This window comes from Xylanimonas sp. McL0601 (genome assembly GCF_049852175.1).
Lineage (GTDB): Bacteria > Actinomycetota > Actinomycetes > Actinomycetales > Cellulomonadaceae > Xylanimonas.
Genome location: NZ_CP187527.1, coordinates 683,093 through 707,101, shown reverse-complemented (window position 1 = coordinate 707,101; position 24,009 = coordinate 683,093). Strand labels below are relative to the sequence as shown.

The following is a 24,009-nucleotide window of genomic DNA, read 5'->3' as shown; positions in this document are numbered from 1 at the left end:
CGCGCTCGCGACGAGCCAGGGACGCGCGGGCGGCGCGTAGGCTCGGTCGCGTGGTGGTTCCTCGGGTAACTGTTCTGGCCGGTGGGGTGGGGGGCGCACGGTTGGCGCACGGGGTCGCGCTCGCCGGGGTGCGCCCCGACGTCGTCGTCAACGTCGGCGACGACACGGAGCTGCACGGCCTGTGGATCTCCCCGGATCTCGACACCGTGCTCTACACGCTCGCCGGGCTCAACGACGAGGAGCGCGGCTGGGGACTCCGCGGCGAGACCTACGCGACCCTGACCCAGATGGCAGCGCTCGGCGAGGACACCTGGTTCACGCTCGGCGACAAGGACCTCGCCACGCACGTGGTCCGCAGCGCCCGGATGCGCGCCGGCGCCCCGCTGAGCGAGGTCACCGCGCAGCTCGCGGCGTCGCTCGGCGTCGCGGCCCGGCTGCTGCCCGTCACCGACGACCGCGTCGCCACCCTGCTCGACACCCCCTCCGGGCGCCTCGCGTTCCAGGAGTACTTCGTACGCCGGCACCACGCCGACGCCGTGCTCGGTGTCGTGCACGAGGGCGTCGAGGCGGCCCGCCCGGCGCCCGGCGTGCTCGAGGCCGTCGCCGACGCCGACGTGCTGGTGATCGCGCCGTCGAACCCGTTCCTGTCCGTGTTCCCCGTGCTGTCCGTGCCGGGCGTGCGCGACGCCGTCCGCACGACGGCGGCGCGCCGCGTCGCGGTGAGCCCGATCGTCGGCGGGCAGGCCATCAAGGGCCCCGCGGCGCAGATCCTCGAGACGCTCGGCCACGAGGTCTCCGCGCTCGGGGTCGCGCGCCTGTACACCGGGCTGGTCGACGTGATGGTGGTCGACGACGCCGACGCCGCGCTCGCGCCGGCGGTCCGCGACCTGGGCTTCGACGTCGTCGTGACCGACACGATCATGGGCGGCCCGGACGGCCGCGAGCGCCTGGCCCGCGAGCTCCTCGCGGTCGCGGGGCACCCGCTGCCGTGACGGACGACGCGACGCGGGTCGTCGCCGTCGTCCCCCTGCGCGACGGCGTCAGCGGCAAGTCGCGGCTGGCTGCGGCGCTCGCGCCGGACGAACGCCGCCGCCTGGTCGCCGAGCTGGCGCGTCACGTCGTGGCGACGCTGACGGCGGTGGAGCGCGTGGAGCGGATCGTGATCGTGACGGCGGACCCGCCCTTCGTGGCTGAGGTGCTGGCGGGCCAGAGCGCGAGCGCGAGGATCAGCGTGCTCCCCCAGCCCGGCGACCGGCCCGGGCTCAACGGCGCGCTCGACCTCGCGCGAGAGCAGGTGCGCCGCGACGCTCCCGGCACGGCCCTGCTCGTCGCCCACGCGGACCTGCCTGCCCTCGGGCCCGACGACGTCGCCGCGCTGCTCGCCGCGGGCCGCACCGCGGACGTCGTCGTCGCCACGGACCGGCACGGCACCGGCACCAACCTGCTCGTCCTGCCCGCCGACGCGGCCTACGACTTCCGGTTCGGCATCGGCTCCCGCGCCGCGCACGAGGCCGAGGCGGCGCGGCGCGGGCTGACCGCCGTCGTCGTGCAGCGCCCCGGCACGGCGGCGGACCTCGACACCCTCGACGACTGGGACGAGCTGCCCGCGCCCACGCGGGCGCGGCTGGCCGGCTGAGCGCCGCTCAGTCCGGGCGCCGCGCGCCGTCCACCGCGTCTGGCCATCCATCACCGAGTGGCTCGAGTGAACTCCGCGTAGCGTGGACGGTGGATCGCGGCCGACGCAGACATGCGAACCAGCCACCGACAAGGGGACGACCATGGCAAACCTCGTGGTGCACTTCGAGATCCACGCGACGGAGCCGCAGCGGCTCGTCGACTTCTACTCGAGCCTGCTCGGCTGGAAGTTCGAGCAGTTCGGGGAGATGGGGTACTGGAGCATCGACACCGGGGACGGCTCGACGCGCAACTCGCCGCAGCAGGCCGGGTTCGGGATCAACGGCGGTCTCACCAAGCGGCAGGGTCCGGCGCCCGCGCCTGGCAGCCCGGTCATGGGAGCGGACCTGGTCGTGGCGGTCGACGACGTCGACGGGCTGTTCGCGAAGGCGCTGCAGCTCGGCGCCACCGAGGCCGTCGCGCCGAACGACATGCAGGGCGTCGGGCGCCTCGCCTACCTGCTCGACCCCGACGGCAACGTCTTCGGCCTGCTGTCTTCCATGCTGTCCGACGGGACGAACCAGATGGTGGCCGACGGCCTGGCCGACGAGAGCGCGCCCGCCGCGCTCGACAGCCGGTCGGACGGGACCAACCCCCTGGTGGCCGACGGCCTGTCCGAGGAGACGAACCCCATGGCGGCCGACGGCCTCTGACCGGCCGCAGCGGGCCGCCCCCGCGCGCCGGCGACGCCCGTCCGTGACCGCCCGTCAGGGCTGGGCGGCGCGTACCGCCTGGGCGAGCAGGCCCACGGCCGAGTCGACGCGCGCCTCGGCGACGTCGCCGTACCCGAGAACGAGCGTCGAGCACGGCCCGTCAGCGGCCCTGTAGCGGCGCAGGTCGGTCACGGCCACGCCTCGCGCGGCGGCCTCGCGCACGACGTCGGCGGCGTCCGGCGGCGGGGAGCCCGGCAGCTCGACGAGCAGGTGCATGCCCGCCGCGATGCCCCCCACGCGGGCGCCCGGCAGCTCGCGCGCGAGCGCCGCGACGACGGCGTCGCGACGCCGCCGGTACCGGGCGCGCTGCGCGCGCAGGTGCCGGTCGTATCCGCCCGACTCGACGAGCCGGGCGAACGTGAGCTGGTCGATGACGGACGGGCCGGTCCCCAGGCCGGCGGCCGCCGCGACGGCGTCCCGCCACGCGGCGGGCACCGTGGCCCAGCCGAGCGCGAACGCGGGCGCGATCGTCTTGGTCAGCGATCCCAGCAGCAGCACCCGGTCCGGGTCCGCGCCCTGCAGGGCCGCGACCGGCCGGCGGTCGTAGCGGAACTCGGCGTCGTAGTCGTCCTCGACCACCAGGCCGTCGACCGACCGCGCCCAGGCGAGCACCTGATGTCGCCGCTCGGGTGCGAGCGCCTCGCCCGTGGGGAACTGGTGCGCGGGGGTGAGCAGCACGGCCCGTGCGCCGGTGCGCCGCGACGCCGCCTCGAGCGCGTCGACGTCGACCCCGCCGGGGCCGACCGGGACGCCCACGGGCTCGAGCCCGGCCCGCCGCGCGACCTCGCGCAGCACCGGCCAGCTCGGCTCCTCGACGAGCAGCCGGGTGTGCCCCCGGGCCGCGAGCGCCGCCGCGGCCAGCGTCATCCCGTGCGTGGCACCGTGCGTGAGCACGACGGCGTCCTCGTCGGTCGCGGCGAGCCGCGCGCGGCGCAGGTGGCCGGCGACGACCGCGCGGGCGCGGGGGTGACCGGCCGACGGCCGGGCGGCCAGGTCGTCGCGCGTGGCAAGCGCGAGCGCCTCGCGGGCCGCGCGCAGCCAGGCGTCGCGCGGCGCGTGGCGCAGGTCGGGGACGCCCGGAGCAAGGTTGAGGACGGGCCGTGGCGCCGGGGCGCGTGCTGGGCTGGGCGTCGCCGCGCCGTCGTGCTCCGGTGCGGCTCCGCGCTCCGCTCGCCCGGGGACGACGCCGCCCGGAGCCACCCGCGTGGTGGACCCGGCCCGGGCCTCGAGCACGCCCTCGGCGACGAGCTGCCCGTACACCTCGGTGACCACCCAGCGCGAGACACCGAGGGCCTCGGCCAGCCGCCGGCTCGCGGGGAGCGCGGCGCCGACGGGCGCACGCCCGGAGCGGACGGCGTCGCGGAGCGAGCGCTCGAGCCGCACCACGAGCGTGCCGGGCCCCTCGCCGAGGTCGAGGAGCGTCTCCCACGCGAGTCGCGAAGTGGTCTGGTCGATGGGCATCGAAGTGGATCGTACGTCCGGACCACTGCACCCGTAGCGTGGCACGCGCTCGACTACTGACCGAGGAGGACACATGCGGTACCGCACGATCGGCGACGGCGACCAGGCCTTCGAGGCCTCGGCCCTCTGCCTGGGCACGATGTTCATGGGCTCGCGCACCGACGAGGCGACGTCGTTCGCACTGCTCGACCATTTCGTCGAGGCGGGCGGAAGCTTCCTCGACACGGCGAACAACTACAACTCCTGGGCCGGCGGCTACGGCCGCGAGAGCGAGGACCTGCTGGGCCGCTGGCTCGCGAGCCGCGGCACGCGCGACCAGGTGCGGCTCGCCACCAAGCTGGGCGCCGCCAAGAAGGACCCGGCACTCCCGCTGTCGAGCACACCGCCCACCAACTACCAGGGCCTGACGCCCGACGTCGTCGCGCGCGAGGCCCGCGAGAGCCTGCGGCACCTGGGCGTGGAGCACATCGACCTGCTCTACGGGCACGTCGACGACCGCGAGACGCCGCTGGCCGACACGGTCGGCGCGTTCGGCAAGCTCCAGGCCGAGGGGCTCGTGGGGGTCACGGGCATCTCGAACGTGTCGCTGTGGCGCGTCGTCGAGGCCCGTGAGGAGGCGGCGCGCCAGGGCGTGCACCCCTACGCCGTCGTGCAGCAGCAGCTCTCGTACGCCTACCCGACGCCCAGCGTCGGGAACCTCAGCTGGGGATCGCCCGAGCTGCTCGACTACGCCCGTTCCACGGGCGTGCCGGGCCGTCCGCCGCTCACCGTGGTCGCGTACTCGCCGCTGCTCCAGGGCGCGTACACCCGCGCGGACAAGCCGCTCTTCTGGGGCTACGACCACGCGACGACGCACGCACGCGTGGACGCCCTGCACGACGCGGCGCGCGAGCTCGGCGCGACGCCCAACCAGGTCGTCATCGCCTGGCTCCTGGGCGGCGAGGTGCCGGTGGTGCCCCTCGTGGGCGCGAGCACCCTCGCTCAGCTCGACGAGGCGCTCGACGCCGTCGAGCTCGACCTCGGGCCCGAGCTGCGCGCCCGCCTCGACGCGGTGTGACCGCCGGCTAGGGTGCGGGCCGCACGAACGTCCCCCGGTGCACGACGTCCTCGAGCGGTCGGCGGGCTCGTCGCGACGGCGAGCCCGCCGCCCCGGCGGCACGGTCGGCGGGGTGCCCGACGGCGACCACGCCCGTCGGGTCCCACTCCGACGGCACGCCGAACGCCGCGTGGAACGCGGGCCGCTCGGGCCCGCCGATGCCGAAGAAGCAGGCCCCGAGCCCCAGGTCGACGGCGGTCTGCAGCATCAGCAGGGACGCCATCCCGACGTCGACGTGCCAGTAGGGCACTGGCCAGCGCGCCTCGTCCTCGGGCGTCCACGAACCGGGCGTGGCGAGCCGGGCGCCGGCCTTGTCCCTCTCCGCGTAGCGCCGCAGGTAGGCGTCCCTCGACGCCATCGGCACGACGAGGAGCGGCGCCCGGCGCAGCCCGGACCGCCAGGTGCTCAGGTCGCGCGACGACGTCGGCGGGGTCGCCGCGGTCCAGAACCGCTCCCGGTCCTCGGGAGTCTCGAGCACCAGGAACGCCCACCCCTGCGTGAACCCGGCCGAGGGCCCGCGGACCGCGTTGGCGAGGATCCGCTCGACCTGCTCGGGAGCGAGCGGCTCGTCGGTGAACGACCTCACCATCCGCCGCCTGCGCACGACGTCCTGGAACTCCATCCCGCCATCGTCGCAGGAAGAGCGCAGGGCGTCGGCCCCTCGAACAGCTGCGCCGCTGGAACTCAGCGCGGCCCCACCACCGGCGGAGCCGGCTCCACCGGCCGCCGCAGCGCCTCGACCACGACCTCGTAGCCGAGCGAGTCGTACAGACCCAGCGCGATCTCGTTGCGCCCGAACACGCTCAGGCCGAGCACCTCGATCCCCCTTGCCCGGCACCACTCGGCGCCCGCGCTCATCGCCGCGCGGCCGAGCCCGCGCCCGCGCACGGCCGGGTGCACGTGCACGTCGTAGACGAACGCCGCGGACGGCGGCCGCAGCCCGAGCCACAGCGCGCCCACGTGAGCATGGGTCGTCGCCTCGAGGACGTCGAGCAGCACGTGGCCGTCGGAGTCGAGCCCGCGCGGGAGCAGCTCTTCGTAGTCCTTGTGCGAGCGCGTGAGCGCCTCGTCCCACGCCACCTCGTCGGCCTGCTGGATCTCGCGCGCATACTCGTCGATCGCGGCGCCGAGGTACGCGTCGAACGAGGTCTCGCTCATCGGCAGCAGGATCACAGGAGGGCTCGCCGGTCCTCCGGCGCGGGCACCGCTCGCGTCGTCTCCGCCGGCCAGGCGGAGGGTCATCGTCTGGCTCACGACCGTGAACCCGCCCTCGGCCGCCAGCGCCGCCGGCGTCGGCGCCGCGACCATCCGGTCGAGGAGCAGGCAGGTCGCGTCCCCGGCGCGGGCATGCGCCTCGAGGAGGGCGAGCAGCTCACCCGCCGGGGCGCGGACGTCGGCGTCGAGCACGAGCAGGTCGCCGTCCTGCCTCGAGAGCCACACCCAGCCGACCTCGCCCTGGTGAGAGAGCACGCGCAGCAGGTGCGTGCCCGACAGCCCTTCGGCCGGCGCGAGCTCGTCGACGGCGATGCGTGCCTGCGCGGCCGCGGCGGCGGCGTCGGACCACAGCGGGCCGAACTGCCAGCGCAGCCGACGTTCCACCTGGGCATCGCGCCAGGCGGCGTAGTCGGCGGCCGGGAACGGCAGCAGCTGGAGGGTCACGTCCCGCAGACTACGTGCCCGCGGGTAGAAGCCCGAAAATCACCCGAACGTCATCTTGACGAATTACAGGCGTTCGGCGATGACCTCGACGAGCGCCTTGCCCTCCACCCCCGCGAGGTGCACGGCCTGGGTACGGCAGGAGAAGCCGTCGGCCAGGTACTCCGTGCCCTCCTCGGCCTGGCGCAGCGCCGGGAGCAGCGCGTTCTCCGCGACCGCGACCGAGACGTCGTAGTGCCCCTTCTGCATGCCGAAGTTGCCCGCGAGGCCGCAGCAGCCGGCGAGGATCTCGACCGTCGCGCCACCCCCGCGGAGAAGCTTCTCGTCGGCCTGGTAGCCCATGACCGAGTGGTGGTGGCAGTGCGGCTGGACGACCGCCTTGAGGTCGCTCAGGTCGGGCAGCTCCCAGCCCGTCTCGGGCGCCGGCCGGGTCTCCGGCTCCGTGAGCAGCTCGGCGAGCGTGCGCGTCGCGGCGGCGACGGCGGCCGCGCGCGGGTCGTCCGGGAAGAGGTCGAGCAGGTCGGAGCGCAGCACCGCGGTGCACGACGGTTCGAGCCCGAGGATCGGGACGCCGTTGACCGCATACGGCCCCAGCACCGACAGGAGGTTCGCCAGGCGCCGCCGGGCGCCGTCGAGCTGACCCGTGGAGATCCAGGTGAGGCCGCAGCACGCCTGCTCGTCCGGCACGACGACGTCGTAGCCGGCCGCGGTGAGCACCTTGACCGCGGCCTGCGGCACCGACGGCGCCATGGCGTCGCTGAACGAGTCCGTCCACAGCACCACGCGCGGGCGCCCCTCGTAGGCGAGCCGCTGCTTCCGGCGCGCGCGGCGGGAGAGGCCGTTCGCCGCGCCGCCGCGCTTCCACCAGGTGCGGAACGGCACGTCGGCGAACGACATCATCTCGCGCCGCGGGTCCATGCCGCCGAGCGACAGCACGGCCTTGGCGATCGGGCGCACGCCCAGGACCTTGTTGACCAGGGGCGCGAACGGGCCGATGAGGCGCGTCCAGCGGGGCAGCCAGCCGAGCACGTAGTGGTCCACCGGCCGCAGACGGCCCTTGTAGGTGCGGTGCAGCACCTCGGACTTGTACTGCGCCATGTCGACGCCGGCCGGGCAGTCGGACGAGCATGCCTTGCAGCTGAGGCACAGGTCGAGCGACTGGCGCACCTCGGGGGCGGAGAGCCCGCCGATCAGGGTCCCGTTGACGGCGTCCTGCAGCACGCGGGCGCGGCCGCGCGTGACGTCCTTCTCGTCCTTGGTGGCCTGGTAGCTGGGGCACATGAAGCCGCCGCTCGCGTGGTTGTCCGCGCGGCACTTGCCGACGCCGACGCAGCGGTGCACGGCCGTCGTCAGGTCGTGGTGGTCGTGGGCGAACGAGAAGCCGGCGAAGCCCGCCTCCTTCTCGATCCCGCGGAGCTTGCCGCCCGTCCGGGCCCCGCCGTCGCGCGGGTCGATGGGGCGCTTCGAGAGCACGGGCCGCGCCTGCGGGCGGCGCAGGTCGGCGTCAACGGCGGCCGGGCGCACCACCACGCCCGGGTTGAGCAGGTCCTCCGGGTCGAACAGCGCCTTGAACTTCTCGAGCAGCGCGATCGCCTCGGTCGAGTACATGAGCGGCAGCAGCTCCGAGCGGGCGCGGCCGTCGCCGTGCTCGCCGCTGAGCGAGCCGCCGTAGCGCGCCACGAGCTCCGCGGCCTCGGTCATGAACGTGCGCAGCACCGAGCCGGACGCCTCGAGCGGGATGTCGATCCGCAGGTGGACGCACCCGTCGCCGAAGTGCCCGTACGGCAGGCCGTCGACCCCGTAGCGCGCCATGAGGGCGTCGAGGTCGCGCAGGTAGGCGCCGAGCTTCTCCGGCGGCACCGCCGAGTCCTCCCAGCCGGGCCACGCCTGCTCGCCCGCGGGCGTGCGGCCGGCCAGCCCCGCGCCGTCGGCCCGGATCTGCCACATCTTGGTGGCCTCGGGGCCCGCGGGGTGGATCTGCGCGGCCAGGGCGCTCGACGCCTCGGCCACCCGCTGGGCGTTCTTCAGCGCGTCCTCCTGCGTCTCGCCCGCGACCTCGATCATGAGCCAGCCCGCGCCCTCCGGCAGGGGCGGGACGGCGTCCGCGCCGCGTGCCTTGCGGACGACGTCGACCAGTCGCGCGTCCAGTCCCTCGATGGCCAGCGGTGCGTCGCCCGAGTCCTGCGAGCCGACTGCCAGCAGGGCGGGGACGTCGTCGGCCGCCGACGGCATGTCGGCGTAGCCGAGCACGACGAGCGTGGGCTTCTGCGGCAGCGGCACCAGGCGGAGCGTGGCGCCGAGCACCGTGACGCACGTGCCCTCGGTGCCGACGAGGGCCTTCGCGAGGTCGGACCCGTTCTCCGGCAGCAGGTGCTCGAGCGAGTAGCCGGAGACCTGACGGCCGAACCGGCCGAACTCGGTCCGGATGAGCGCGAGGTTCTCGCGCACCAGCTCCTTGAGCCCGGGCACGTCCGTGAAGTCCGGGTCCCCTGCGCCGGCCGTGAAGCGCCGGCCGCGGCCGTCGACGACGTCGAGCGCGATCACGTTGTCGGCCGTGCGGCCGTAGGCGACGGCGTGCGGGCCGCACGCGTTGTTGCCGATCATGCCGCCGAGAGTGGCCCGGTTCTGCGTCGACGGGTCGGGGCCGAACCGCAGCCCGAGCGGAGCGGCCGCCTTCTGCAGCGTGGACATCACCGTGCCGGGCTGCACGACGGCGGTGCGCGCGCCCGCATCGACGCTCACGACCTGGCCGAGGTGCCGCGAGAGGTCGAGCACCGCGCCCGGGCCGACGGCGTTGCCGGCGACCGACGTGCCGGCCCCGCGTGCCGTGACCGGCACCTTGAGCTCGCGCAGCACGTCGAGCGCGGCGAGCAGCTCGTCCTCGGTCTGCGGGAGGACGACGACGTCGGGGACGACCCGGTAGTTCGAGGCGTCGGTCGCGTACTCGGCGCGGCGGCGGGAGCCGATGTCGACGATGCGGGGGTCGACGACGGTGCGCAGCGCCCGGGCGACGGCCTCGCGCGCGGCGGCCGCGGTCCGTTCGGCCTCGATCACGCCACCCCTCCCCGCGAAGGGGGTGGCGGGGATCGGGTTCTCGGTCGCGGGAGTCGGTCCAGGCACGGGCCGATTCTTGCACTCGACCCCGCAAGAGCGCGGTCCGAGGGCACGAACGGCCCGGCATCGCGCCCATCCCGAGCGCCGAGGCGAGGTCCTCTCGCGAAGGGGAGAGGCTCGCGAGCGAGCCTCTCCCCCGGGGGGTCAGCCCTCGAAGGTGACGTCCAGCGAGACGTCAGCGACGCCCGCGAGCGCCTTCGAGACCGGGCAGTTCTTCTTCGCGGCCTCGGCGGCGGCCTTGAAGCCCGCCTCGTCGAGCCCCGACGCGTACCCGGTGACCTTCAGCGCGATGCGCGGGATGCGGAAGCCGCCCGCCGGGTCCGGCCCCAGCGTGACGTTCGCCGTGACCTCGACCTGCTCGGGGGTGCCGCCGGCCCCGGCGACCTCGGCCGAGAACTGCATCGCGAAGCACGCCGAGTGGGCGGCCGCGATGAGCTCCTCGGGGCTCGTGACGCCCTCGGCGTCCTCGGCGGCGCGGCGCGGGAACGAGACGTCGAACGTCGCCGTGCCGGAGCTGCTGAGCTCGACCTGGCCAGAACCCTGCTCGAGCGTGCCGTTCCAGGCGGTGCGTGCGGTACGAATGGGCATTGACCTGCTCCTCCGTGTCGGAGTCGGTGCCGCCGCCGAGCGCGGCGGCGTCGCCACCGAAGGTAGCGCCACGCCGCGCCGCGCGCTGCACCGCACGTCACATCGACCGGCCCGGGTTTCATCCCCGGTTCACCCGCCGGCGTCGCCGACCCCGGGACCCGCACCCCCTAGCGTGTGGGCGTGCCGACCCAGCCCGTGCTGGTCCCCGGGCCCGCGGGCGCAGAGCGGAACCCTGAGGCCGCCCTGGAACCCGCCGCCCCCGCGCGGAACCGACGACGTCCTCGCGCCCGCCGCATCGTCCTCGCCGTCGTCCTTGGGCTCCTGCTGGTGCCGGCCGGCGGCTCGCTGCTGCTCGCGCGCGACGCCCGCGCCGCCCAGGCCGCGCTCGACTCCGCGGGCGAGCGCGTGCCCGCGCTCCAGCAGGCGGTGTCCGGCGACGCCGACCCGGCCGCGATCGGTCCGCAGCTCGCCGCCCTGCAGCGCGACACCGCCGCCGCCCGGTCGCACACCGACGGCCCGCTGTGGGCCGTGGGCGCGCGCCTGCCCGTGGTCAGCCACGACCTGGACGCCGTCGCGCGCATCGCGGCCGCCCTCGACGACGTCGCCCGCGACGTCGCGCCCGCGCTCGTGGACGTGCGCGCGGCCGTCGCCGGCACGCAGCGCACCGCCGACGGCGGCGTCGACCTCACCGCGCTGCGCGCGCTCGCCCCGCGCGTCGACGCGGCGCAAACCACCATGACTGCCGTCACGGCAAGCCTCGCCCGCCTCGACCCCGCGCACCTGATGCCCCAGCTCGCCGACCCGCTGGTCCGCCTGCGCAGCCGGCTGGACGCGGTCGCCGCGACGGTCACGACGGCGGACCGCGCCGTCACTCTCCTCCCGCCGATGCTCGGCGACGACGGCCCTCGGTCGTACCTGGTGCTCGCGCTGACCAACGCCGAGCTGCGCTCCGGCGGCGGTATCCCCGGAGCCGTCGTGCTGCTGCGCGCCGACGCCGGCCGCGTCGAGGTCGTCCGCGAGATCGCCGGGGTCGACCTCGGCGAGTTCTCGCCGCCGGTCACGACGCTGGACCCGGAGACGACGGCGATCTTCTCCGACCGGACCGCGCGGTTCATCCAGGACGTCACGTTCACGCCCGAGTTCCCGACGTCGGCCGCGCTCGCAGCGCGCATGTGGGCCCAGGCGCAGGGTGAGGTCGTCGACGGCGTGATCGCGACGGACCCGGTCGCGCTCGCCGGGCTCCTCCGGGCGACGGGACCGGTCGACGTCCCCCTGCCGGCCGCGAGTGCCGAGCACCTCGGCGCCGCGACCGTCACCGTGACCGCCGACAGCGCCGTCCAGCTCCTGGAGCACGACGTCTACACCTCGCTCGGCCTCGCCCCGGCGGAGGCGGACGCGTTCTTCGGCGCACTGGTCTCCGCCACGGCCGCCCGGCTCGAGTCGGACGACGTCGACTTCTCCGCGCTCGTCGGGGCCCTCGCCGCGGGTGCGGCGCAGCACCGGCTCGTGGTCTGGTCGGCGCACGAGGAGGAACAGGCGGCCCTCACCGGCACGGTGCTCGCCGGGACGTTCCTGTCCTCGCCGCGCGCGGCCGACGCGGTCGGCGTGTTCCTCGACGACGCGATCTCCGGGAAGATGAGCTGGTTCCTCGACACGTCCGTGACGCTCGTGTCGTCCCGGTGCACCGCGACGGGTCGCGTGGACACGATCGACGTCACGCTGACGTCCACGGCACCGGCCGACGCCGCGACGAGCCTGCCGACGTACGTGGCCGGGTGGCCGGACGGGATCCACGCGCCCGGCACTATCCGCACGGTGCTCCGGGTGGCTGGACCGGTCGGTGCGCCGACCCCGCGCCTCGAGCGCGACGGCGCGGTGCTCGGCCTGGACACGCACCCGCTCGGCGGGCGCTCGGTCGCGTCAGGGACCGTCACGCTCGCCCCGGGCCAGTCGACGACGGTGCGCGTCGAGGCGGCGGCGACACCCGCGGCCAGCCAGGGCGACGGGCCGCAGCCCGGGGGGACGCTCGACATCTGGTCGACCCCGACGGCGCGGGCAGGCGGTCTCCAGACCGTCCCGGTCGCCGTGTGCGCGCCGGCCCCCTGAGCACCGGGTGAAACCGCGAACCACCTGGGGTTTCACCCCCGACAGCCGATCCGGCGCGACCGGCTGCGCCCCTAGCGTGAGCACGACAGATCAACAGCAGACCTGGACGGGGGAGAGCATGGCAGGACGCACGCGTGGCATCGCACCGCAGCTCCGCGGGCGTGGCCGCACAGGGGTGATCGCGGCGGCTACGGCGGCCGTCGCGACGCTGATGCTCGTCTCGACCGGAGGCCTCGCGGCCGCGGGCACGCCCTCACCGGCCGCGTCCTCCGCCGTGCCGGACGCCGCGTCGAGCCCGCCCGTCCCGACGCCGTCGTCGACCGTCCTGTACCCCCCGGAGACCCCGCCGTCGATCGACGTCAGCGTGCTGACGCCCACGTGCGACGGCGGCGCGCCGTACCTCCGGTACGCCGTCGTGCCCACGGGCACCTCCGCCGACACGGTGACGATCACGTGGGAGAACCCGACGGGCGACGACGTCGTCCTGACGGGCCTGCCGCTGACGGGCCGCGTGCTCTGGCCGGGCGCCAAGGTCGACGCCGCAGGCAAGGCCACCGACTGGCCGGGCTGGCACCTCGAGGGCAGCACGTGGGTCGCGGGCGACGAGTTCGGCTGGGCGCGCCCCTCGGTGGACGTGAAGTTCGCGGCCGGCGCGGAGGCCACCAAGACGGTCGCGTACCCGGAGTCCTCGCCGACCTGCACGACGAACCCGCCCGAGACGCCTGACCCGACCATCAAGGTCGACACGGTGACGCCCGTCTGCGAGCAGGGCGTCACGTACCTCGACTACGGCCTGACGGTGACCGGCACGCCGAACACCACGGCCACGCTCACGTGGCACAACCCGACGGGCGGCGCCGACTTCGTCCAGAGCGGCCAGCCGCTGCGGGGGCGGGTGCTGTGGCCGGGGGCGTATCCGAAGCGGTACGTCGACCTCCCTGCCTCCGAGGGCTGGGAGCTCGTCAACAACATGTGGCAGAACACCCGTGACTACGGCTGGGCGGTCGGCACGGTCCAGCTGACGTTCAAGGTCAACCCGGAGGTCACGGTGCCCGTGACGTTCCCGGAGGCCTCCTCGGCGTGCGGGAGCGCCTCGACGGTGACGCACCTCCTGCCGCGCACGGGCGCCGACGCCGCGCGCCTGGCCGCGATCGCCGCCGGGCTCATCGCGCTCGGTACGACGGGAGTCGTGCTGGCAAGGCGTCGCCGCGCCTGACGGACGCTCGCGCGACGACGACGACGGCCCCGGCGGTGCGATCTGCCGGGGCCGTCGGTCTGTCTCCGTCCGGGCGGGCTCAGACCTCGAGCAGGATCGTCACGGGCCCGTCGTTGACGAGCATGACGGCCATGTCCGCGCCGAACGCGCCCGTCGCGACCTCGAGCCCGCGGTGGCGCAGCCCGGCGACGACCGCGTCGACCAGCGGCTGGGCCACGGGGCCGGGAGCGGCGGCGCTCCAGCTCGGCCGCCGGCCCTTGCGGGCGTCCCCGTAGAGCGTGAACTGGCTGACCACGAGCACGGGCGCACCGTCGTCAAGGGCGGAGCGTTCGTCGCGCAGGATGCGCAGCTCGGCGATCTTGCGGGCGATGGTGTCCGCCTGCGCCGGCCCGTCGTCGTGCGTGACGCCGACCAGGGCGACCAGGCCGGGCCGGTCGATCGCGCCGACCACCGTGCCGTCGACGCTGACGCTCGCGTGCGTCACGCGCTGCACCACTGCCCTCATGCGGCAGCCCTCATGCGGCCGTCGTCCCCTCCACGCCTGGCGGCGTCTGCCTCGGCGCCCTGCCGAACGGCACCCGCACGGATCCGACGGACCGCCCGTGCCCGAGTACGGGCACCCTGGCCAGCTCCTCGAGTGCGTCCGGGTCGGCGCCGACGACGTCGAGCGCCCCCGCCGCGCGCAGCACGGCGGCGAGGATCGCCGGGCGCGGCCGGCCGGCGCCGTCGAGCACCTTGAAGGCGAAGGCCGGCCCCCCGCTCAGCGCGCCCGCGTAGACACCCTCGGCGCCGTCCTTGCACACGAGCCCCGGCACGGCGCGCATGGCGAGCGTGGCGTCCCGGCCGGTGCCCGCGACCATCTCGGGGTGCGCGGACATTGCCCGCGCGACACGCGCCTCGGGGGTGCCGTCGTCGGCGGACGCGAGCCTGGCGAACGCGCGCGCGAGCCCGCGCAGCGACGTCGACATGAGCGGGGCGCCGCAGCCGTCCACGGTGACGTGCGGGGCCGCCCGGTCGCCCGTGAGCTCGGCGACTGCCGCGGCGATCGCCGTCTGGAGCGGGTGGGACGGGTCCAGGTAGGTCACCGTGTCCCAGCCCGCCGCCACGCAGGCCGCGAGCATCGCGGCGTGCTTGCCCGAGCAGTTCTGCGCGAGCGGCTCGGGCCCGTGGCCCGCCTGGTGCCAGGCGAGCGCCGCTGGGGCGTACAGCGGCAGGTCGGGGGTGTTCTGCAGCGCCTCGATGCCCAGCCCCGCGGCGGCGAGGATCGCCCGGACACCGTCGAGGTGGAACGGCTCGCCGTTGTGGCTGGCGGTCGCGAGCGCGAGCAGGCTCTCGTCGGTGGGCGCGAAGCCGTGACGCAGCGCGGCCAGTGCCTGCACCGGCTTGAGCGACGAGCGCGGGTAGATCACGACGTCGGGGTCGCCGACAGTGAGCACCGGGGTGCCGGCCGCGTCGAGCACCACGAGGTGCCCGAGGTGCACGGACTCGACCAGGTCGCCGCGCACCACCTCGGCCAGGACGGCGGCGCCCTCGACCGGGCTCACCACTGGGGGCCCTGCGGCCGGCGCGGACCGCCGGTGCCGTAGGGCTTGATGGCCGGCCGCACGTCGTACCAGTACACGGCGGCGGGGCCGATCGCGATGATGTTGAGGACGATCTGGATCATCCCGAGCGCCCCGAGGACGGCGAAGAGCAGCCCGGCGCCGAGGATCAGCATCCAGATCCGCTTGGTCGCCTTGCCTTCGACGGAGTACGCCCGCTCGGGGCGCCGCGCGCCGTCCACCGTCGCGACGACCGCGACGACGAGCACGACGAGCGAGATGGCAAGGTCGACGAAGCTGCGGACGAAATCGAGCACGTGCCGAGCCTACGGGACCACGATCAGGGCCTGCGCCCGCGCGGCGCCTGCGACCTGCTCGTCCCAGGCCGCCACGACCGTCTCCGGGTGCGCGACGGCGAGTGCGGAGGCGACGTGCATCGCGTCGTCGGCGCGCAGCGGCACGGTGCTGATGGCGAGCAGCTCGGCGGCGTCGCGCGACACCTTGTCGCCCACCTCGACGACGGCGAGCGACGGCCACAGCCGCTCCCAGGCGGCGACGGCGTCCGCGTGGGAGCGGGCGTCGAGCAGGCCTGCACGCCGGCCCGCGGCGAGCGCTGAACGCACCTCGACGTCGGCGATCCGGCTGGTCACGGCGATGTCGGCACGGTTGTAGAGCGCCGACGCGAGCGCCGACCCGCTCTCGCGCACGACGAGCTTGAGGAGCGCGGACGTATCGAAGTACACGACGGCCAAGACCCCTCCCCCTCTCTGCTTCGCTGTCGGTGCGCTACTTCCGTGTCGGTGCGTGCTGCGGGCTCCGCGGGGCGGTGGCGCCCCGATGCTCACCAGCGACGGTGGTCAACGGCGGATGCGGCGGACCAGGCCCGAGACCGCGGCCCGGGCTCCGCCGGCTCCGGCCGGGGCCGGAATCGACGACGACGACGGCGACGGTGCGTCCGGCACCTCGTGGAGCGGGCGTTCCACCTGGGCGGGCGTGAGCAGACCGTCGCGCACGAGGCCCTGGACGAGGTCGGCGGCGGCGATCCCCGTCAGCCGGGCTACCGGCAGGCCACGGTCGGTGATGATCACCTCGTCGCCGGCCCGGGCTCTCTCGATCCACGTCTTGAGCTCGGCGCGCAGCGCGCTCACGGCGACCTCCATGGGACGCGACGCTACCGCCCTCCACTTCCCGGAACCAGGGCCGGACGGCATCGCGTGTCCGCAGATCACCCGCCAGGTGATCTGCGGCGCGCCGCCGGTGACCTGCTCAGAGGTCCCCGAGCGCCGCGCGCGCCGCCTCGGGGCTCGCCCCTGCGGCCTCCAGCCCGTCCACGACGGGCGAGCGCAGCAGGAGCACGAGCGCCTGCACGCCCCAGTCCTCCGCGGCCTCGTGCGGGTCGAGGTCGCTCGCGAGCTCGGCCAGCGTCGTGCGCGCCGCGCCGGCGTCCTGCCCCGTCGAGACCGCCGACGCGAGCAGCCGCACGCCCGCCGCGTACCGGTCGAGCAGGTCTCCGAGCGCCGCGCGGTCCTGCGCCGAGGCGTGCCGCACCCCGACGGGCGCGCGGCGCACCAGCACCCGCACGGTGCGCATCGCCCGCTCCACGAGCACGGCCTGCGCACCCAGCCGTTCGAGCTCGTCCCGGTGCACCCGGTTGACGGTCACGCGGGCCTGCTCGCTCGCGTTCTGCACGCGCTCGAGCCACTCGGACAGCGCAGGGTCTGCGGCCCGTGCCCGCACGAGCGCGGCCTGCAGCCCGTCCTCGTCCCCCGTCCGCACGGCCGTGGCCGCCATCTCGACCACGGCGGCCAGCGCCGTCGTCGCGACGTTTCCCAGCGTGCGCAGACCGCGCCGCGGGTCGGCGGGGGTCAGCAGCGCGATCACGAGGGCGACGACGCCGCCCACCAGTGCGTCCCCGGCGCGCCCGAACGGCCCTCCGGTGAGAGACGGCAGCCCGACGACGACGATCGCCTGCGTGCCCGCCTGGGCCGTGAGCACGGCCCCGCGGTCGATGAACCGGGCGACGAGCGCCGACACGACCAGCACGGTGCTCAGCTGCCACCAGCCGGACCCGATGATCCGCACCACGACGTCGCCCACTCCGACGCCCACGGCCACGCCGAACGCGACCTCGGCGATCTTGCGCAGGTCGCGTTCGAACGAGAACCCGAGGCACGCCCACGCAGCGATCGCGGCGAAGAACGGCTGTTCGTGCCCCAGCAGCGCTCGTGCCAGCAGGAATGCGACCCCGGCGGCCAGCGCCGCCTCCAGAAGGGGCCAGAACGACGCACGGACGCGCGCGACGCCCTGCCGCGCCCGGGCGCGCAGCACGAGCCTGCGCACCACGTGACCGGCCAGCCGGGTCGCCGGACCGGCGTCGCCGGCCGGGGTGCTCGGGCTCATCGCGCGCCGTCGGCGGTGCTCAGCGGGCGCCGAGGCCCTCGTGCCCCGGCGCGGACAGCCCGCGCGTGAGGGGTCCGCGTGCCGCCGGCCGGTCTGCCGAGACACCCTCGCCGGGCACCACGACCTCCTGCGCCGCGGCGACCTCGACCCGCTCGCCCGAGACGTCGCCCGCGACGAGCAGCTCGGCGTCCTCGGGCACGCTGCGCTTGACGACCGCGAGGCCGACGGGGCCCAGCTCGTGGTGCCGCGCGACGCTCGTCAGCGCGCCGACCACCCGCCCGTCGAGCAGCACCTCGCCCCCTGCCTCCGGGAGCACGTGCCCCGAGCCGTCGAGGTGCAGGAGCACCAGCCGGCGCGGCGGGCGGCCCAGGTTGTGCACCCGTGCGACCGTCTCCTGCCCGCGGTAGCACCCCTTGTGCAGGTGGACGGCGGTGCGCAGCCAGTCGAGCTCGTGCGGGATGGACCGGTGGTCGACCTCGCGCGCGAGCCGGGGCCGCAGGGCCTCGACCCGCAGCGCCTCGGTGGCCCACGTGCCGGCAAGGCGCCAGCCGCTGGCCTCGCGCGCGGCGACCTCCGCCGCCAGCGTGGCGCGCGGCACCAGGACGAGCCGCCACGGCCGCTGCATCCCCGGGTGCTCGTCCTCGGCCGGCCCGTACCGGGTCCCGCCCGCGGCGACGCGGGGCCACGTGTCCCACCAGGTCAGCGGCTCGCCCTCGGCGCCTTCCGCGGCCACGGGCTCGCCGATCACCGCCCACTCGCCGGTCACGTCCGCGACCTCGACGCGCAGCATGAACCGCATCCGGTCGAGCCAGGCGGCGAGCGGCGCGGCGTCGTCGGCCTCCGTGATCAGCCACGTCGCCTCGCCGTCGTCGACCACGCCGGCCGCGTGCTCCACGTGCCCCTGCGGGCTGAGGACCAGCAGCTCGGTCGAGGTGCGCGGCGCGAGCGCCGCGACGTCCTGCGAGGTGATGTCGTGCAGCCACCGCAGCCGGTCCGGTCCGGCGACCCGCACCACGCCCAGGTGCGACTGGTCGACGACGGCGCCGCCGCGCACGAGGGCGCGCTGCTCGGCTACGGGGTCGCCGTAGTGCCAGGCGACCCCGGCGTCGGAGCCGGACGCCGCCACGGCACCGTGCCGGGCGAGCATGGGGCTGGAGTACTCGGTCATTCGGTCGGCTCTCCCCCGGGAGGATTCGCGCTCAGACCCGGTCGAGCCGGGCCGACGCGTAGGAACGGAGCGGGTGCCCGAACGCCGCCAGGTCCTCGGCCCACAGCAGCTGGCCGTCGACGAAGCCGTACATCCGCTTGGCGGCAGTGACCTCCGACGCCGTCGCCGTGCGGGCGACGAAGTCGGTCGCGAGGTCCACGCGGCCGTTGCCGGCGGCACCCAGGAACAGGCTCATCCGGCCGGCGGCGTCGGCGAGCAGCACCTCGAGAGCCTGGCTGTCCTCGGGCAGGCCCTCGGGACGCTCGGACGAGGTGCGCCAGTACCCGGTCTCGGTCGACCACACCGTCCCGTCCTCGGGCCCCGCCTCGAGCACGCGGATCGTCGACTCGTAGCGCAGGTACGGGCCGCCGTCGTGGTCGAACACGACCTCGTTGACGAACGAGCGCTTGCCGGTGGCGGGGTGGTCGATGACGCCCTCGCCGCGCCACCCGCCCACGAGCCACGCGAGCGGGTAGACCTCGGGCGCGAGGCCCTCGGGGAACGCGAAGGGCATCAGCGCTGGCCCGCGAACAGCTTGTAGACGACGTAGCCGGCGAACCACGCGATCGCGACCGCGGTGATGACCAGCAGGGTGATGAAGAAGGCCTCGAGACCGGCGTACATGTGCCCGATCCTAACCGCGGCTGCGGCGCGTCCGAGGAGATCCGCTCAGGCCGCGGCGCGCAGCCGTCGGCCCAGCAGGTACAGCTCGCACCCGAGACACAGCCCGACGACGGCGTTGAGCGCCGCGGCGACGAACGCCAGCCCGGCCGCGACGGGCACGGCCAGGCCGACCCCCAGCAGGCCGAGCACCACGCCCACGCCGGTCACGACCAGCCCCACGAGCTGGGCGAAGCGCGGCGGGCGGGGGTCCTCGAGCTCGTCAGGGGCGGCCAGGCGCGGGCGCACGAACGTGCGGAACACCCAGCCCTGCCATGTGTGCTGCGCACCGCGCCACGCGCCGACGGCGAAGGTCAGCGCGAGCACGACCAGCAGCACCAGCGCAGCGGTGCGGGTCGACTGACCGACGCCCAGCAGCACGACGACGGCGAGCAGCACGGCCGTGATGCCGGCGGCGACGCGCGGGCCGCGCGGGTCGATCCCGGCTGGCGTGGCACCGGCGGTCGCCGGGGCGGGGATGGGGACGGGGTTGGTCATCGGGGCTCCTCGGAGGTCTCGGGCGAGAGGGTGGGGAGCGCCGGCCGTGGCCTCGCTCGGAAGGCGGGCGTGCGGGTGCCGACCGACGCGACGGTCGGTCAGCGACAGAGGGCGAGCGCCTCGCGCGCCTGGGCCGCTGTCATGGCGCCGCTCGCGCGGGCGACCTCGACGCCGTCGGGGTCGAGCACGAGCACCGTCGGGGTGGTCAGCACATGCAGCCGAGAGACAAGGTCGAGGTTCTCGTCGACGTCGAGCTCGTGGTGCGTGACGCCGTCCTCGGCCGCGGCGAGCGAGCCCAGCACACGGGCCGTGGCACGGCAGGGGGCGCACACCTTGGCAGAGAGCTGCAGGAACGTGACCCGCTCGCCGAGCGTGACGCCACGGGTGGCCCACACCCCGGCGGGGCTCTCCCCGGTTCCGAGGCCGCCGGCGGCTACCGTGGCGGCCGACGGGCGCGTCACCCGCACGCGGCCCTGCCGGGTCCGCCACGCTGCACCGATGGCCGCGGTCACGGCGAGGAGGGTGACGAGCGCGACGATCTGGGTCACGTCGATTCCTTCCTGCGGCAGCTTCGGACTACAACGGGGGTGCGGAAAGTTGAAGTTTGAATCTATAGAGTGAAGCACGCTCGGCGATCAATGATGACCTTACCGTCCACATGTTCGCCACCAGGTGTCCGGATGTTGGTATGGCGAGGTCTCGGATCGTGTCGCGTCGCCCGCCGCCCGCCCGCCGACCCCTGAGGACCTGGAATGACCGACCTGCCCTTGCGCACCTGGAACGACCTCGTCATCCCCACGCCCGGCGCCTACCACCTCGACGTGGAGCACATGCGCCTCGGGTTCAACGTGACCCACATGATGGTCAGCGCCGTACAAGGCGAGCTCACCGCGGGCGCCGCACAGGTGTGGATCGCCGAGGACCCGCTCGAGTCGTGGGCCGCCGCCACGCTGGAGTCGGCCTCGATCGACACCGGCAACGCGGAACGCGACGCGCACCTGCGCAGCGCCGACTTCCTCGACGCCGCCAACCACCCGACGATCGACTTCCGCTCGACCGGGGTCACCTGGCAGACCCAGCCCGACCCGATCCTGACCTGGGCGCGGCTCAAGGGCCACGCGCGCGGACGGGCCGCCCTCCCCGCCGCTGCGACCCGGACCGTCCCGAAGCTCGAGCTCCACGGCGAGCTGACGATCCGCGGCACGACGCTGCCGGTCACCCTGGCCGTCGAGTACGGCGGCGCCCGCCGCGACGTGTTCGGTCGCGACATCTGGGGGTTCTCGGCCACCACGCAGATCGACCGCGAGGCCTACGGCCTGCTGTGGAACATGGCTCTCGAGGCCGGCGGGGTGCTCGTGGCCAGGACGGTGCGCCTCGAGCTGGCCGGCGAGTTCATCCGCTCCGACGGCGTGACGACGCGCGGCTGAGGCTCAGCCCAGCAGCACGCGCCCGACCGCGAAGACGAGCATGCCGCCCAGCGCGACCGGGACGGTCGCCGCCGTTAGCCCTGCCCGCAGGCTCCGTACCTCGGGCAGGCGCTCGACGAGGATCCTCAGGGTGGCAACGCCCAGACCGCCGGCGACACCGGCGATCAGGCCGGTCAGCGGCTCGACGTCGGGCACGACGGTGCCCGCCACCGCGCCGGCCACCGCCGCCGCGGCGACCGCGACGAGCGCGCCGAGCCAGCCCCGTGCGACCGGCAGCGCGGAGACGGCCGCGGCGACCGCGATCGCCACGGCGGCCGTGACGACCAGCGCCGAGCCGCCCACCGAGCGGACGGTCGCGACCCAGCCGGCGGCGGCGACCGCGACGAACGCGCCCGCGACGGTGCCGCTCACCGACTCGACCAGGCGCGGGCGCCCGTCACGCCGCAGCATCTCTGCGAGGAACGCGAGCACCAGCGCCATCGCGATGACGATGGGCAGGTGGCGCAGCACCGGCTCGCCCTGCGTCCGCCACGCGACGGCCGCGGCCCCGAGCCCGGCGAGCAGGACGACGACCGTGGCCCCGCCCGGCGCGGGCGCGGCCGACAGCCGCGACCAGCCGATCACGAGCAGCAGCACCAGCAGCGCGCTCACTCCCACGAGCGGCAGGGCGCCGAGGTACGCGGCGCCGGCGACGGCGGCTGCGAGGACGGCGGTCGTCACGGCGCGGGTGCTGAGGGTCACGGGCATGAGTATCCCGGACTGCCGCGCTCCCCCGCGTGCGTGGACCGTGCACGACACATGCCCGACACACGGCCGATGCATACTGCGTCATCAGGCGGGTCTTTGGATCTGTGTACGGACACCCGGATCCGGTGTGCGGGCACCTGCCGGGCGGTAGTTTGTCCGCAGGCCGATACCGGACCGACACCCGACCGGGAGGAGCGCAGATGGCAGAGCTGTTGATCCTCACGCCCGCGACGGGCGGGTCGGTCGACGTGCTGCCCGCGCTCGGGCTCCTCACCCACCGCGTGCGCGTGCTGCCCATGGAGCCGTCGGCGCTGGTCGACGCCCCCGACTCCGACGTCCTGATCCTCGACGCCCGGCGCGACCTGGTCGCGGCGCGGACGACCTGCCGCCTGCTGCACGCCACCGGGCTCACCGTCCCCCTCGTCCTCGTCCTCACCGAGGGCGGGCTGACCGTCGTCACGCACGAGTGGGGTGTCGACGACCTGCTGCTCGAGCACGCCTCGCCCGCCGAGGTCGAGGCGCGGCTGCGGCTCGCCATCGAGCGCGCAGCGCGCGGCTCGGTCGAGGACGGGCCGGAGGAGATCGCCGCCGGCGACCTCGCCATCGACGCGGGCGGCTACACCGCGCGCCTGCGCGGCCGCCCCATCGACCTCACCTACAAGGAGTTCGAGCTGCTCAAGTACCTGGTCCAGCACCCGGGTCGCGTGTTCACGCGCGCGCAGCTCCTCCAGGAGGTGTGGGGCTACGACTACTACGGCGGCACGCGCACCGTGGACGTCCACGTACGGCGCCTGCGCGCCAAGCTCGGGCCGGAGCACGAGCAGCTCATCGGCACGGTGCGCAACGTGGGCTACCGGTTCGACCCGCCGAAGGACCGCCCCGCTCGCGACGAGACCGCGGGCGGTACCGCGGCCCAGCCCGACGGCGACGGCCGGACCGTCGCGACCCGGACGCGCTGATGTCGGAGACCAAGGACGTGGCCGACTACTCCGCCGCGCTCCTCGAGGGTCCGTGGCGGCACGAGTTCGTCCCCGCGAACGGGGCCCGCTTCCACGTGGCGCTCGCCGGGCCAGAGCGCACCGCGTCGCCGACGGCGCCGCTGGTCGTCCTGCTGCACGGGTTCGGGCAGTTCTGGTGGGCGTGGCGGCACCAGCTCACCGCGCTCGCCGACGCCGGATACCAGGTCGCCGCGATGGACCTGCGCGGCACCGCGGCGTCGGACAAGCCGCCGTCGGGCTACGACATCCCGACGCGGACGCGCGACGTCGCGGGCGTGGTGCGGTCGCTCGGGCACGACCAGGCGGTCGTCGTCGGGCACGGGAGCGGCGGCTCGATCGCGTGGTCGATGGCGGCGCTGCAGCCCGCCGTCACGGCAGGCGTCGCGGCGCTGTCGTGCCCGCACCCGGCTCGCGTGCATGCCTCGCTCTTCCAGCAGCTCACGCCGCACGCGCTGCAGCTGCTCGCGCTGGCGCAGCTCCCCACGCTGCCCGAGCGCCGGCTGCGCGAGTCGGACCTCCTCGAGCGCGTCTTCGCGCTCGGCGCGGCGCGGCCGCTCCCTGCAGACGCGGTCGAGCTCTACCGCACGGTGATGCGCATCCCCTTCGCCGCGCACACGGCGGCCGAGGCCCTGCGCTGGTCGGTCCGCTCGACGCCGCGGCCCGACGGTCGCCGCTTCACCACCGCGGTGCGCCGCGTCCTGTCGCTCCCGACGCTCCAGGTGCACGGCGCGCTCGACGGGATCTTCCGTCGGGAGCGGGCCGACGCCGACGGCGCGGCGTTCGCGCGCGACTTCCAGTTCGAGGTCCTGGAGGGCGTGGGCCACTACCTCCCCGAGGAGGCGCCGGAGGAGATCACCGACCTCCTCCTGACGTGGCTGCTCCACGCCGCTCCCACCACCTAAAGAGC

The 24,009-nt window shown here is 75.2% G+C and carries 25 protein-coding genes; 9 read left to right on the top strand and 16 right to left on the bottom strand.

What is annotated here, in order from left to right; genetic code table 11:
* Positions 1-50: 50 nt before the first annotated feature.
* The 3 genes from cofD to ACO4JP_RS03240 all read left to right on the top strand — a co-directional run bounded on the left by cofD (position 51) and on the right by ACO4JP_RS03240 (position 2,327).
* Complete coding sequence (cofD, locus tag ACO4JP_RS03250) at positions 51-992, top strand: 2-phospho-L-lactate transferase (protein ID WP_425955959.1); 942 nt, start codon at positions 51-53, stop codon at positions 990-992.
* Positions 989-1,636: a 2-phospho-L-lactate guanylyltransferase gene (cofC, locus tag ACO4JP_RS03245; protein ID WP_425955958.1), complete on the top strand. Its 648-nt coding sequence runs from the start codon at positions 989-991 to the stop codon at positions 1,634-1,636. The genes cofD and cofC overlap by 4 nt, the downstream gene beginning before the upstream one ends.
* A gap of 142 nt (positions 1,637-1,778) precedes the next feature.
* Positions 1,779-2,327, top strand: a complete 549-nt coding sequence (locus ACO4JP_RS03240) for a VOC family protein (protein ID WP_425955957.1) — start codon at positions 1,779-1,781, stop codon at positions 2,325-2,327.
* 54 nt (positions 2,328-2,381) lie between these two features.
* Here the strand turns inward: ACO4JP_RS03240 and ACO4JP_RS03235 are convergent, their stop codons facing one another.
* Positions 2,382-3,848 carry a PLP-dependent aminotransferase family protein gene (locus ACO4JP_RS03235; RefSeq protein WP_425955956.1) on the bottom strand — a complete coding sequence of 489 codons (1,467 nt, stop codon included), beginning with the start codon at positions 3,846-3,848 and terminating at the stop codon, positions 2,382-2,384.
* Positions 3,849-3,921: 73 nt separating this feature from the next.
* On the opposite strand from ACO4JP_RS03235, the gene ACO4JP_RS03230 reads away from it, so the two are divergent.
* Positions 3,922-4,905: an aldo/keto reductase gene (locus ACO4JP_RS03230; protein ID WP_425955955.1), complete on the top strand. Its 984-nt coding sequence runs from the start codon at positions 3,922-3,924 to the stop codon at positions 4,903-4,905.
* 7 nt (positions 4,906-4,912) lie between these two features.
* On the opposite strand, the gene ACO4JP_RS03225 is transcribed toward ACO4JP_RS03230, so the two are convergent.
* The 4 genes from ACO4JP_RS03225 to ACO4JP_RS03210 form a co-directional block, all read right to left on the bottom strand.
* Positions 4,913-5,566 carry a nitroreductase family protein gene (locus ACO4JP_RS03225; protein WP_425955954.1) on the bottom strand — a complete coding sequence of 218 codons (654 nt, stop codon included), beginning with the start codon at positions 5,564-5,566 and terminating at the stop codon, positions 4,913-4,915.
* 62 nt (positions 5,567-5,628) lie between these two features.
* Positions 5,629-6,603 carry a GNAT family N-acetyltransferase gene (locus tag ACO4JP_RS03220; RefSeq protein ID WP_425955953.1) on the bottom strand — a complete coding sequence of 325 codons (975 nt, stop codon included), beginning with the start codon at positions 6,601-6,603 and terminating at the stop codon, positions 5,629-5,631.
* A gap of 63 nt (positions 6,604-6,666) precedes the next feature.
* Positions 6,667-9,654 carry an FAD-binding and (Fe-S)-binding domain-containing protein gene (locus ACO4JP_RS03215; protein WP_425957042.1) on the bottom strand — a complete coding sequence of 996 codons (2,988 nt, stop codon included), beginning with the start codon at positions 9,652-9,654 and terminating at the stop codon, positions 6,667-6,669.
* 204 nt (positions 9,655-9,858) lie between these two features.
* Positions 9,859-10,302: an OsmC family peroxiredoxin gene (locus ACO4JP_RS03210; RefSeq protein ID WP_425955952.1), complete on the bottom strand. Its 444-nt coding sequence runs from the start codon at positions 10,300-10,302 to the stop codon at positions 9,859-9,861.
* A gap of 180 nt (positions 10,303-10,482) precedes the next feature.
* On the opposite strand from ACO4JP_RS03210, the gene ACO4JP_RS03205 reads away from it, so the two are divergent.
* Together ACO4JP_RS03205 and ACO4JP_RS03200 are read left to right on the top strand one after the other, a co-directional pair.
* Complete coding sequence (locus ACO4JP_RS03205) at positions 10,483-12,408, top strand: DUF4012 domain-containing protein (protein ID WP_425955951.1); 1,926 nt, start codon at positions 10,483-10,485, stop codon at positions 12,406-12,408.
* Positions 12,409-12,526: 118 nt separating this feature from the next.
* On the top strand, positions 12,527-13,624 hold the full coding sequence (locus tag ACO4JP_RS03200) for an LPXTG cell wall anchor domain-containing protein (RefSeq protein ID WP_425955950.1): 1,098 nt from the start codon (positions 12,527-12,529) through the stop codon (positions 13,622-13,624).
* Between the two features lie 79 nt (positions 13,625-13,703).
* Here ACO4JP_RS03200 and dtd read toward each other — a convergent pair whose 3' ends face one another.
* From dtd to ACO4JP_RS03150, 10 genes are all read right to left on the bottom strand, one after another.
* Entirely contained in the window at positions 13,704-14,129 is a 426-nt protein-coding gene (gene dtd / locus ACO4JP_RS03195) for a D-aminoacyl-tRNA deacylase (RefSeq protein ID WP_425955949.1), read from the bottom strand.
* A gap of 10 nt (positions 14,130-14,139) precedes the next feature.
* Positions 14,140-15,171, bottom strand: coding sequence for an asparaginase (locus tag ACO4JP_RS03190; protein ID WP_425955948.1), 1,032 nt, complete (start codon positions 15,169-15,171; stop codon positions 14,140-14,142).
* Positions 15,165-15,482 (bottom strand): DUF2516 family protein, encoded by a 318-nt coding sequence (locus ACO4JP_RS03185; RefSeq protein ID WP_425955947.1) that lies wholly within the window; start codon positions 15,480-15,482, stop codon positions 15,165-15,167. Before ACO4JP_RS03185 ends, ACO4JP_RS03190 begins: the two co-directional genes overlap by 7 nt.
* 9 nt (positions 15,483-15,491) lie before the next feature.
* Positions 15,492-15,908: a type II toxin-antitoxin system VapC family toxin gene (locus ACO4JP_RS03180; protein WP_425957041.1), complete on the bottom strand. Its 417-nt coding sequence runs from the start codon at positions 15,906-15,908 to the stop codon at positions 15,492-15,494.
* Positions 15,909-16,022: 114 nt separating this feature from the next.
* On the bottom strand, positions 16,023-16,325 hold the full coding sequence (locus ACO4JP_RS03175; RefSeq protein WP_425955946.1) for a type II toxin-antitoxin system Phd/YefM family antitoxin: 303 nt from the start codon (positions 16,323-16,325) through the stop codon (positions 16,023-16,025).
* Positions 16,326-16,431: 106 nt separating this feature from the next.
* The gene (locus tag ACO4JP_RS03170) at positions 16,432-17,565 is read right to left on the bottom strand and encodes an FUSC family protein (protein ID WP_425955945.1); all 1,134 of its coding nucleotides are present in this window, start codon (positions 17,563-17,565) and stop codon (positions 16,432-16,434) included.
* A gap of 19 nt (positions 17,566-17,584) precedes the next feature.
* Positions 17,585-18,733, bottom strand: a complete 1,149-nt coding sequence (locus ACO4JP_RS03165; RefSeq protein WP_425955944.1) for a YgfZ/GcvT domain-containing protein — start codon at positions 18,731-18,733, stop codon at positions 17,585-17,587.
* A 31-nt stretch (positions 18,734-18,764) separates the two neighbouring features.
* Positions 18,765-19,286 carry an FABP family protein gene (locus ACO4JP_RS03160; RefSeq protein ID WP_425955943.1) on the bottom strand — a complete coding sequence of 174 codons (522 nt, stop codon included), beginning with the start codon at positions 19,284-19,286 and terminating at the stop codon, positions 18,765-18,767.
* Between the two features lie 155 nt (positions 19,287-19,441).
* Positions 19,442-19,930 (bottom strand): DUF4395 family protein, encoded by a 489-nt coding sequence (locus tag ACO4JP_RS03155; protein WP_425955942.1) that lies wholly within the window; start codon positions 19,928-19,930, stop codon positions 19,442-19,444.
* Positions 19,931-20,028: 98 nt separating this feature from the next.
* Positions 20,029-20,478, bottom strand: a complete 450-nt coding sequence (locus ACO4JP_RS03150; RefSeq protein ID WP_425955941.1) for a thioredoxin family protein — start codon at positions 20,476-20,478, stop codon at positions 20,029-20,031.
* Between the two features lie 204 nt (positions 20,479-20,682).
* Between ACO4JP_RS03150 and ACO4JP_RS03145 the strand changes: the two genes are divergently transcribed.
* On the top strand, positions 20,683-21,357 hold the full coding sequence (locus ACO4JP_RS03145; protein WP_425955940.1) for a YceI family protein: 675 nt from the start codon (positions 20,683-20,685) through the stop codon (positions 21,355-21,357).
* A gap of 3 nt (positions 21,358-21,360) precedes the next feature.
* On the opposite strand, the gene ACO4JP_RS03140 is transcribed toward ACO4JP_RS03145, so the two are convergent.
* On the bottom strand, positions 21,361-22,104 hold the full coding sequence (locus ACO4JP_RS03140; RefSeq protein WP_425955939.1) for a hypothetical protein: 744 nt from the start codon (positions 22,102-22,104) through the stop codon (positions 21,361-21,363).
* A 200-nt stretch (positions 22,105-22,304) separates the two neighbouring features.
* On the opposite strand from ACO4JP_RS03140, the gene ACO4JP_RS03135 reads away from it, so the two are divergent.
* Together ACO4JP_RS03135 and ACO4JP_RS03130 are read left to right on the top strand one after the other, a co-directional pair.
* On the top strand, positions 22,305-23,063 hold the full coding sequence (locus tag ACO4JP_RS03135; RefSeq protein ID WP_425955938.1) for a winged helix-turn-helix transcriptional regulator: 759 nt from the start codon (positions 22,305-22,307) through the stop codon (positions 23,061-23,063).
* Complete coding sequence (locus tag ACO4JP_RS03130; protein WP_425955937.1) at positions 23,063-24,004, top strand: alpha/beta fold hydrolase; 942 nt, start codon at positions 23,063-23,065, stop codon at positions 24,002-24,004. Before ACO4JP_RS03135 ends, ACO4JP_RS03130 begins: the two co-directional genes overlap by 1 nt.
* The last annotated feature ends 5 nt before the right edge of the window (positions 24,005-24,009 follow it).